Source organism: Vibrio sp. TRT 17S01 (assembly GCF_050113695.1).
GTDB lineage: Bacteria > Pseudomonadota > Gammaproteobacteria > Enterobacterales > Vibrionaceae > Vibrio.
Genome location: NZ_JBNJOG010000030.1, coordinates 1 through 10,675 on the forward strand (window position 1 = coordinate 1; position 10,675 = coordinate 10,675).

Genomic DNA, 10,675 nt, shown 5'->3' on the forward strand with positions numbered 1-10,675 from the left:
TTAAATTAGCTTAAGTGTCTAATGTACAATGGTTTAGGTTTGGTGGTTGGCGTTGTTCACCACTTAACGCGGCGTTAGCAATCAGAGGGAAAATTTAACAATGAATAAAAAATCTTGTTTTGTAATTATGCCATTTGCAGAACCGTTTGAAACTTATTTCAAGCGAATTATAAAACCAGCTATAGATGAGAGCGATTTATATACAGCCCGTGGAGACAGCTTATTTAGATCAACTCATATAATGGACGATATTTGGAATTCTATTAAAGATGCATCGTTGGTTGTAGCTGAGTTAACAGGTAAAAACCCAAATGTTTACTATGAATTAGGACTGGCTCATGCATTAAAGAAGCCAGCGATTCTGATCGCTTCGAACATCGATGATGTTCCTTTTGATTTACGCCCCCTAAGAGTACTGGTTTATGATAAGAATGACCCTGATTGGGGGATGCAATTAAAGGAAAATATTTCTAATGCTATCAAAGAGACCTTATCATCTCCGACAGAAGCTATCCCTCATACATTTCGAGATTATGAAGAACCAACAACCCAAATGGAAATCACTATCGCAGACCGACTTGTTAGTTTGGAAAATCAAGTTAGTGAATTGATGGTGGAGTCTTATTTAAGTACTCATCAGGAACCAACCAGCGATATTGCTTTAGATTTAAAGTTAGGAGAAAGGGTAGTCCACCCTAAGTTTGGCTCAGGTACGATAATCAACTTTGAAGGTAAAGGGGATTCATCAAGGGTTCAAGTGGCTTTCAATCATGAAGGTATTAAGTGGTTGGTCACCAAGTTTGCAAAGCTTACACGAGAATAGATTGCTAACAAACGCTTTAAGACGGATTCGCAACGCGTGGCATTTTTACCATGAGTTGACTTTAGTGATTAAGGTGGTGTGCGGAGACTCAGTATTGCGTTGCTCACCACTTAAGCGGGCGTTAGTTTTAAAATGAGGTTAATCAAAGTATGTGGATTTTTGATGGGGTAATTGAAGCCTCTTGTGATGAATGTGGTTCTGTTTTCAAGGTTCCTGTTAAAGATTTCGAAGTCGATTGCTACGATAGTAGCTACAGTGAAAATGGTATGGGGCAACAAAATGATTATCAATTGCTGTATCAGTTTGATTGTACGAGATGCGGTAATGATATTTCATTGGATTTTGATGTTACGGAGCACCCTGTCGACTTCCTTAGTTACGTAATCAACAATTCAAGTGGCGCTGACTGTAACGGTGAACCATATTTTACTTACCTAGATGAATCGCCCATTTATATTTTACCGGAGCCAAAAATCTGGTTACCAGGTGATGATAGAATTATCACCGATATAAATTTAATTCGCTCCAATATCCCAGACCTTGTCAGATTCTTGAGGGACGACCCTCAACACCTTCACCAAATCGAGCCTAGAGAGTTTGAGCAAGTTATTGCCGAAATCTTTAAACATAGTGGCTTTGAAGTAACTCTTACAAAAAGTACAAGAGATGGTGGAAAGGACATTATTGCGGTACAGAGACATGCTTTAGGTATTGATACAAAATATTTCATTGAATGTAAAAGGTATGCACCAGACAATAAAGTTGGTGTGGAGGTTGTTCGAGCTCTTCATGGTGTGAAAAATACAATAGGTGGACCAAATAAAGTAATACTAGTTACTACTTCCGCTTTTACCCAAGGTGCTATTGATTTTGCCCAAAGCCAAGCGAGCAGTTGCTGGGACATATCCCTGAAAGATTATCAAGATATATTAAGTTGGCTTAGTGCTTATCAATAATTTAAAACTAACAAACTGTTCAAGAGGGATTCGCAACGCGTGGCATTTTTACTATGCGTTGGTTTAAGTGATTAAGGTGGTATGCGGCGGCTTTGGTATTGCGTTGCTCACCCCTTAACAGGGCGTTATGTTTCTGGGGGGGCTACCACTAAAATGTTAGAAGTTGAAGACTATAAAAGATGCTCGTTAATTATTCGTCGAGGATGCTATTTTTATTCTAAATTATATCAAGAGCACATGAATGGTATAGATCCAAAAATGATGAGATTTGCGTAATTGCTTATTACATTCGCTCTTTAGCTGAATTAACTGTTGGAATGAGGTTGTGGCTAAAAAGTGAAGCAAACATTAAAGCACTAGGTGATGCTGTATTGATTGACCATACTCATTTGCTTGCTAAAAAGGCGAATCAAAAAAGAAAACAAGGCAAAAACCTACATGAAATGGATTTAGCTGCCCTCGAGCATGCTAAAGACAAGTATCATGCATTATATTACCCTGATGGTAGGTGTCAGATATCAAAGCATCGAAAAAGTGATGATTTGTTTGAAGATACTTTGGCATTAACGTCAAAGTTAGTACATCAGGATGAGTTCTCTATACTTGGATTTACAGACGAATCACCGTTTAGCTCTTTGTACATGGGAGTAGGTAATAAGTTGATATCTATTTCTGAGTTTTGGCTTTGTGATTTTAAGAACGCAATTTGCATCCTAAATAATGAACTTCCTGATATTGTTTCTTACTGTACTAACAATGTTGCTGAAATCCCCTTTGATTACAGTGAAATTTCATTTCAATTTGAAACATAACAAACTGTTCAAGAGGGATTCGCAACGCGTGGCATTTTCACTATGCGTTGGTTTAAGTGATTAAGGTGGTATGCGGCGGCTTTGGTATTGCGTTGCTCACCCCTTAACAGAGCGTTAAGCTTCAATGAGGACAATATGGACTACGAAGAAATAAAACGACAGGGTATCGCTGGCTTTGTCGAAGATGAAGAGCAAACTAGACCAGAGCGTATTGTTAGATTTGTAGAGCTAAATGAATTATTTTCGCCACAGGGAGATATGCTTTTTACTGGTGGTTTACAGTCTAGCTTAGCTTTTCATGAATTAGCTAATAGTTACGTTAACGGTAATTACATGGCAGTTGTACTCTTGTGCCAAGCTTTTATAGAGCACTCATTGTCCGGTGAGTTCATCATGAGAGGACAGAATGCAATAGCGGAATCGTCGTTTAAGAAAATCCTTGAATCTGCAAAGGGAGCTGAAATTATAAGTGAAGCTCTTTTTGAACAATTGGAAGTGTTGCGGAAAATCCGCAACCCTTATGTTCATGCGAAAGCGGGGTTAAAAAATGGCTCATTGGCTAAGAAAATGATCGATGGTCGATTTGAATCTGCTGAAGACCTTGCTAAGTCGGATGCACTAAAGTCACTTGGTATACTAAAGTCTTTTGTGCATGAGAATGTATTTATGTGGACCCCTCAGCCCGAAGCTTAACAAACTGTTTAAGAGTGATTCGCAACGCGTGGCATTTTCACTATGCGTTGTGTTTAGTGTTTAAGGTGGCATGCGGGAACTTCGGTATTGCGTTGCTCACACCTTAACAGGGCGTTATACGAACGGGGAAGTATGAAGAAAATCTATAAATATATGCCTTTCCGAGAGGAGTTTTTTTCCAACTATTGTCTACGAGCAAGCCAACGTGGAGTTTTGAATGATCCATTTGAATTGAGTCCAGCACAAGATTTAGTGGATAAAGTTCTTCGTGAGGGGCTCGGTGAAGACTTCTTTGAACAAGCTGAACAATTTGCGACTGATGGTAATTTCAATGAAGTTGGTGTTATATCATTTACTGAAAACTACAATAACCTTTTGATGTGGTCTCACTACGCTCATGAACATAAAGGGATTGTTGTAGAGTTTGACTATGAAAAGTTAGATTACTTTTTCAATTACAAGCTTTCCATGAGAGATACGATTGAACGAGTACTATACAACAGGGAACGCTTTTCACCCTTACAGACTGAAGTATGTGTTAAAGACTTACTTCTAACTAAAAGTGATGATTGGATATACGAAAAAGAGCATCGTATCTTACCAAAGTTGAGACTAGCTGATTATGTTCGTGTAGAGCGTGAACTGTTCGAACAGCTTCATGAGTTTTACGATAACTTGTATGTAGACCTGTTTAATATCGTTGCAGAGGACGAACTGTCGGTCACTTTTGAAGTTGATCTTGTCGAATACGAACAGTTCAATAATCAAGACTGGGACGGTAATTCTACTGATGATCGTGAAGAAATGAAGTATAGCCATAGTGATGTGATTCTGAATGAAATCTATGGCTCTTTAGCTGTCTTACCAACATCTGTTTTCTTGTTTAAGTTGCCACCCGATTGTATATCTGCGGTTTTTGTTGGATGTCGTGCTTCTGATGAGGATGCTAGGTTAATTCAGACTCTCATCGGTAGTAAAAATATACCTATTTTCAAAGCTCAGTTAAGTAAAACTCATTTTACTTTGGGTTTCGAAGAAATGTTCGTATAACAAACTGTTTAAGAGTGATTCGCAACGCGTGGCATTTTTACTATGCGTTGCGTTTAGTGTTTAAGGTGGTATGCGGCGGCTTTTGTATTGCGTTGCTCACACCTTAACAGGGCGTTAGCGGTTTTTTAGATAAGGTATTTATGAAAAGGTATAGAATCCTTTGTTTCGACTTTGATTCGAGAGCTTCATCACTGACTCCCGTTAAAGATGAGTGGGATGACAAAGTAAAAGAGAACCATATTAATAACTACAAGAATACTGTTGAAGGGTTAAGCACCCAATATGGTTCTAGTCAGCTAAATGCCAAAGTTACGAATTTTGTAGCTATGGGTAATAAGCCTTTCTCGATATCTGCGTTTCATAACAAATTCTTAGAACAGACTAGAAATGCATTTGTTATTGGTAGCTATTACCCAGCACTTACGGGGGCTTGTGCTCTTGGTGAGCGTATTCTCAACCAATTGATGCTGGTTCTCCGAACTTATCACACAGATAAAGCGGAATATAAAAAGGTTTACCGAAAGAGTTCTTTTGATTATTGGCCGCTGGTAATCGATACGCTTGAGAGTTGGGGTGAGTTGCTACCAGAGGCGGCAGAGGCATTTCGCAAGCTGAATATAATGCGAAATAAAGCTATACACTTTAATCCAGAAACCGATACTAATGATCGAGAGTTAGCATTAGAGGCTATCTGCACAGTACAAGAGATTGTGAGTATCCAGTTTAGCGTATTTGGAGAACAACCATGGTGTTTTACGACACCTGGTGAGGTTTATATAAAGAGAGAGTGGGAAACAAAACCACTTATTAAACATGTATTTACCCCTAACTGTTGTTATGTCGGATACAAGCATCGTGTCAAAACAATTCTGCCATCGGTAACGGTATCTGATGAACACGAATATGCAGATAAGGTTGTTACAGACGAAGAGTTCGTTACATTGCGAACAAACCGCTAACAAAGCATTTAAGAGTGATTCGCAACGCTTGGCGCTTTCGCTTCGCTCAAGTATAGCCAAGCGTCGCTCACACCTTAATGCGGCGTTAGGCCCAGTAAGAAATTCTTGGTTTAAATCTCTAATTTCTCTTTAACCATTTGTTCTAGTTTTTCGGCAATTTAGCTTTGTCTTCCCAAGTTTTTGAATCATTCAACCCGTAAAGCATGTCAAGGTTTGCGGGTTGCCTCATTAGGTTTAGTTACTGGTTTGTTATCATTCTCTTTGGCTCAAGTCGCTTCAATTTTATCTGTCTTCGAAACGTATTTATTGGCTGAAATTTTGCTCTGAAAGTTAACCTTTTCAAATTTCATTCTTTATGCGCTGATTTGCCAATTTCTTTGGTGTTTTGGTTGCAGTGGGTTTCAGAGACTTAGCCGCTTTAGCATTTGAGTTTTAATCAAATTTAATGGGTTACGTGTGTTTCTTTTTCTAAAAAGTGGTTTTCTAAATCCAGTTTTAACTATTTGCGTGAAGCGCCTAACAAAGCATTTAAGAGTGACTCACAACGCTTGGCGATCTCAGTTTAAACTTGGGTTTAGTGTTTAAAGTGCGGTGGTTTAGGTTAGGTGTTTTAGCGTTTTTCGCACCTTAATGCAGCGTTAGCTAAAAAGGTAAATTTATGTCTCACATGTTTGATATAGCAGAGCTAAGACAAAAAATATTCATTGTTCAAAACGTGATTCAAGCAAGTGAAGCGTTTGTAAAAGAGCACTGTATTGGTGTTAAAGAGTACGAAGAATTATATGATCGTTCTTCGTATTTGGTAATGGTTAAGTCTCTTGTTAGTAGCAGCTTAGTCGATATATCGATCAAACTCAGAAGTTTAGATGATTCCATGAAACGTAATCATCAAGGCTATTCTTTTGACCATTCACCGAAAGATTTTATTTTAACACTCTATGGTGAGGAAGGTATTAGCTTTCGGGAATCATGCAACAAGATAATCCATGCTGACGGTTTCTACCTCGATATTCAATCCTCTTATAAGTGCCATCAAGACCTACAATGGTGGGGAGGTACTATTCGTGTTCTAGGTGTTAAGTTTCCGAATCAAAAGAATGAACAAAAGTGGGAGTATTTAATCCCTCTATACTGTTGGTGTAATGAAGCTCTGCGCTTTATCAACAAGATTGAACCGGAAGCTATTAAGATTCAAATACAATCAGAAGATGTGGCATATTTTAGCTAACAAGGCGTTTAAGGCGGATTCCCAACGCTTGGCATTTTCGGTTTGATTCTGCTTTAGTGTTTACGGCACAATGGTTTAGGTAGGGTGGTAGCGTTGCTCACCACTTAACGCGGCGTTAGGTGAATACAGGGAATGATCGAATGGAATTAAAGTGTCACTGCGGAAACGTTAGCTTGGTGTTGAGTTCGTTTCCTAAAGAAGTTGGAGAGTGTAACTGTTCTATTTGTCGTCGCTATGCTGCGGCTTGGGCGTACTTTTCTCCAGAACAAGTTCAAATCAGAATGAATGAGAAAACATCTTTCTATTGTTGGGGTGACAAAGAAGTAGAATTTCATCGTTGCAACTCATGTGGTTGTTTAACGCACTACATAACAACACAGAAATGTTCCGAAGATATCTTGGTTGTAAATATGAGAATGGCCGAAAATGAAGTGCTTTCGAGTATTCCTGTACGTAAAATCAATGGCGCATCGTACTAATCACCTAACAATAAATTCAAGCAGATTCGCAACGCTTGGCACTTTCGGTTTGAATCGACTTTAGTGTTTACGGCACAATGGGTTAGCTTAGGTGGTGGCGTTGCTCACTACTTAATTTGGCGTTAGGTTTTATAAGGAAAAGCTATGAGTTTCTTATCCAATATATTTAGAGTATTCGGTAATAGTCGTACCGAGGGGAACAAAACAACTGAGATACCTAGAGTAGGAAATAAAGAGCCAGTTTGCCCTTATTGCAGTAGTACGTTAGATAAAATGCCTGGGCGAAAGAAAAAATGCCCTAGCTGCAGTCAATTTATGTATGTTCGAACTTGCCCTGATGAACGAGTCAAGATTTTAGTACGTGAAGATCAAATTGAACTTATAGAAGAAAAGTGGGCAATTGAGAACGGTACCCATGAACAATTCTTAGCGGAAAAGCGCGATAGAGAAGTAACAAAAAACAAGCTGATAAGTCAAGGCATCAACACTCCTACGGACTTAGATGTTAAGTGGGAGCAATTAAAGGTTTCATTGCCTCAACTAGCATCAGAGTATAAATGGGGACTATATCGTAATGCTCGCTTGGGAATGGGAGATGTTCTAAAGAAGCAAGGTAAACTATCTGAAGCGTTGGACACATATCTTGAGGTCTGCTTTATAGATCTAAACGGTCCGAATAATTGCGGCACAAAGGATCCCGAGATATTGAAGATGTATCCTCCATTCGATCCTAAATCTGCATTTTTAGCCCCGGGAGTGCTGGGCTACATAGAGAAATTGTGTAAAGAACTTAATGTAAAGCCAGAAGACTTAGGCTCTAGGTTTATTGGTCTTTCGTCCAAAGTAGAGCGTCAACTGAAGTTACCTATATCCACTGATGAAGCGTGGAATGAACTTTCTGGTGAACTACGTTGAACCAAAACCTAACAAGCAATTTAAGAGGGATTCACAACGCTTGGCACTTTTGCTTCTACTTCAGTTTTAGTGTTTATGGCACAATGCTTTAGGTTTGGGTGGCGGCGCTGTTCACCCCTTAATTGGGCGTTATACCACTATGTGAGAAACTGAGTTTCTGCATACAAGAAAGTAGTTTACGATTCGGCTTTTTGAAGCGGTTCTATATATGTCATATGCAGTTAAAGCTGAAGCTCTTGCTAAAGCTATTCTAGTTCTTGTCGATGGTGGAGTTGATGATTCTCATTGTTATCGCAATTTAGTTGATAATTTGTATGCGTATCGTGTCGGTGCAGTAAATGGGACAGGTAAGTGGGATACAAGAAAGATAAAAGAGCAATGCCAATGGACAATCTCAGCTCGGAATAGCGACAAAGTTGAGAAAGAGCATGTTGTGCCCATGGCTGAGGTTGTGCGCATCTTACTATCGTTAACTAACCCCCAAGTCTCTGATGTATATGATGTTATCGACAAGTACTGTGTCTACTGTATTGTCACGCCGAAAGAGCACAGTATTTTGAATGTAAAATACCAAAGAAAAATGCCATCAGAGTTCTGGGACAGTAACAGTGACTACTATATGGATGCTTGGGCAAGATACAAGTTGTCTAGTTTAGAGGCCGTATTTTAGTAGTGGTATAACAAACTGTTTAAGAGTGATTCGCAACGTGTGGCATTTTCACTGTGCGTTGGTTTTAGTGTTTAAGGTTGTATGCGGCGGCTTTTGCATCGCGTTGCTCACACCTTAACAGGGCGTTATGTTTTTCGGGTTAAGACATGTAATAATCATTTGCAAGTACACTAGTAACAAAGGGAAAAGTTATGCCATTTATTGCTTTTGAATCAGGTCAGTTAACGGATGAAGTAAAAGAAAAACTGATTGAAAAATTAACTGAAGTTTCAGTTGAAATAACGGGAATACCTAAAGAATTGTTCTTAGTCTCTATTCGAGAGCAACCGGATAATAATATTGCGGTTGGTGGTAAAAGCGTGGAACAAATCAAAAAAGAGATAGCAGAACAAACATAACAAAGCATTTAAGAGTGACTCACAACGCTTGGCGACCTCAGTTTAAACTTAGCTTTAGTGTTTAAGGTGCAGTGGTTTGGGTTAAGTGTTTGGCGTTGTTCGCACCTTAATGCGGCGTTATGTTTACTTTAAATTCAAAGACTTAAGGTTTTTAGGCTCTAGTTCTTTGTCCCTCTGGCAGTTCGTCCCTAGTAGACTCAGCAAATCAGTATTGTCTGTCTAAGTTCTTGAACCACTCAGCCCGTAAAACATGCCAATGTTCGTGGGTTGCTTCATTGTCAGGTCGTGGCGGTCGGCTTCTTGTTTAGCTGGCTCAAAGTCGCTTTCAGGTTCTTAACCAAGCAGCATTTCAGCTTGGCAGTAGCCTCGGCAATTCAGAATTGTTTTGCGCTTTGGTTGGAAATACAGGGCACTTGTTGGAGCTTAGTCGGGTTGCCTCATTGGGCAGGGAAGTGGAATTACACGTTTTAGGTTGGTCGCCTTTGTCGGCCAAGTGGGTTTCAGCCTTGTGGTTCACTTCAGAAAACTAGTCAGAAATAGCAGTTCTTTCTCAATTAAGTCAGTAACTTGTGGTAAAACATAACAAACAATTCAACAGTGATTCGCAACGCTTGGCGCTTTCACTTCGGGTTGCGTTAAGTGTTTACGGCGCAGTGTTTAAGTTCAGTGTCTGCGCTGCTCACACGTTAATTGGGCGTTATGTAACATGCCTCCAGTTAAATATTTAATCGTTGTTTTTCTTTAAATTTATGAGTGGTTTTCATTAAGGTGTCTAAATTGATTTCAGAAAATAAAACAGTGTCATCTTTTACAAATAATTCTACAGAGTACTCTGACGTTAAGGTGGTCAAATCTATTGATGAGTCATGGGAAAATGCATTGAATCACGGTGTTCGTTCAGTTGTAGAAGAGCTTTTACATCCTGATTTTGTATGGGTGCATAATCAAGCAGAGATGATTCAAAGGTCTAAACTAGATTTTTTAAATTTTTTCGATACTGTGTTTCCACATTCAGTATCAAAGCCTGTAAGTGTTCGCTCTGGTATCAGAGAGCAAAGAAATGTAAAAGTAATAAAACACCCGGGGACAGCTGTTGTATATGGATTCACGGATGTTAAAAGGGCGGGTGGTAGCATTAATGAGCCAGATACTAGACCTCTCTTAGTATTTCATTTTATGCGTACGTACGTGAAAGCGCCAAATGGATACTTGTTACTGGCCAATCACACGATGCTACTGTCAGAAGGTAAGTAAACAACGAAATAGTAAAGTTACATAACAAAGCATTTAAGAGTGACTCACAACGCTTGGCGATCTCAGTTTAAACTTGGGGTTAGTGTTTAAGGTGCAGCGGTTTGGGTTAGGTGTTTAGCGTTGTTCGCACCTTAATGCGGCGTTATACAAACTGGAAGGTAACAACATGATACGAAAGATAAGACCAATTCTAATTTTAAGTATTTGCGTGGTTTTCATGATGGCTGGAGCCGCAAATCAAGGTATTACTGGTTTTATTTTTTCTCTGCCTTTTGTGGGACTGTTCATTTATAAATTAAAGACTTTTTCTGTAAAAGCTAAGATAGTATCAGTTATTACTGCGGCTCTTCTCATCGCTCCGTTAGCTTGGAACCATGAAAAAAACAAAATTATTTATCCTTGGCTTGGAGATGAATTTATAGCGAGTTGTGGTTGGGA

The 10,675-nt window shown here is 39.2% G+C and carries 11 protein-coding genes and 2 pseudogenes; all 13 read left to right on the forward strand.

The window, feature by feature from the left end; translation table 11 throughout:
* Nucleotides 1-673: 673 nt before the first annotated feature.
* Nucleotides 674-823 (forward strand): annotated as a pseudogene (locus tag ACQEXS_RS21765) (hypothetical protein); the annotation flags it as partial.
* Nucleotides 824-972: 149 nt separating this feature from the next.
* The gene (locus ACQEXS_RS21770) at nucleotides 973-1,779 is read left to right on the forward strand and encodes a restriction endonuclease (protein WP_427015177.1); all 807 of its coding nucleotides are present in this window, start codon (nucleotides 973-975) and stop codon (nucleotides 1,777-1,779) included.
* Between the two features lie 323 nt (nucleotides 1,780-2,102).
* Nucleotides 2,103-2,591, forward strand: a complete 489-nt coding sequence (locus ACQEXS_RS21775) for a hypothetical protein (protein WP_427015178.1) — start codon at nucleotides 2,103-2,105, stop codon at nucleotides 2,589-2,591.
* A gap of 135 nt (nucleotides 2,592-2,726) precedes the next feature.
* The gene (locus ACQEXS_RS21780; protein ID WP_050937202.1) at nucleotides 2,727-3,284 is read left to right on the forward strand and encodes a hypothetical protein; all 558 of its coding nucleotides are present in this window, start codon (nucleotides 2,727-2,729) and stop codon (nucleotides 3,282-3,284) included.
* A 132-nt stretch (nucleotides 3,285-3,416) separates the two neighbouring features.
* Nucleotides 3,417-4,334, forward strand: coding sequence for a DUF2971 domain-containing protein (locus ACQEXS_RS21785; protein WP_038892472.1), 918 nt, complete (start codon nucleotides 3,417-3,419; stop codon nucleotides 4,332-4,334).
* 140 nt (nucleotides 4,335-4,474) lie between these two features.
* On the forward strand, nucleotides 4,475-5,293 hold the full coding sequence (locus ACQEXS_RS21790) for a hypothetical protein (RefSeq protein WP_427015179.1): 819 nt from the start codon (nucleotides 4,475-4,477) through the stop codon (nucleotides 5,291-5,293).
* A gap of 658 nt (nucleotides 5,294-5,951) precedes the next feature.
* On the forward strand, nucleotides 5,952-6,521 hold the full coding sequence (locus tag ACQEXS_RS21795; protein WP_427015180.1) for a hypothetical protein: 570 nt from the start codon (nucleotides 5,952-5,954) through the stop codon (nucleotides 6,519-6,521).
* Nucleotides 6,522-6,661: 140 nt separating this feature from the next.
* Nucleotides 6,662-7,000 carry a GFA family protein gene (locus ACQEXS_RS21800; RefSeq protein ID WP_427015181.1) on the forward strand — a complete coding sequence of 113 codons (339 nt, stop codon included), beginning with the start codon at nucleotides 6,662-6,664 and terminating at the stop codon, nucleotides 6,998-7,000.
* Between the two features lie 315 nt (nucleotides 7,001-7,315).
* The gene (locus tag ACQEXS_RS21805) at nucleotides 7,316-7,915 is read left to right on the forward strand and encodes a hypothetical protein (protein WP_427015182.1); all 600 of its coding nucleotides are present in this window, start codon (nucleotides 7,316-7,318) and stop codon (nucleotides 7,913-7,915) included.
* A 208-nt stretch (nucleotides 7,916-8,123) separates the two neighbouring features.
* Complete coding sequence (locus tag ACQEXS_RS21810) at nucleotides 8,124-8,585, forward strand: hypothetical protein (RefSeq protein ID WP_427015183.1); 462 nt, start codon at nucleotides 8,124-8,126, stop codon at nucleotides 8,583-8,585.
* Between the two features lie 191 nt (nucleotides 8,586-8,776).
* A complete protein-coding gene (gene dmpI, locus ACQEXS_RS21815) occupies nucleotides 8,777-8,983 on the forward strand; it encodes a 4-oxalocrotonate tautomerase DmpI (protein ID WP_108695164.1) in 207 nt (68 codons plus the stop codon).
* Between the two features lie 777 nt (nucleotides 8,984-9,760).
* Complete coding sequence (locus ACQEXS_RS21820) at nucleotides 9,761-10,237, forward strand: nuclear transport factor 2 family protein (RefSeq protein WP_427015184.1); 477 nt, start codon at nucleotides 9,761-9,763, stop codon at nucleotides 10,235-10,237.
* Between the two features lie 166 nt (nucleotides 10,238-10,403).
* A pseudogene (locus tag ACQEXS_RS21825) lies at nucleotides 10,404-10,675 on the forward strand (hypothetical protein); the annotation flags it as partial.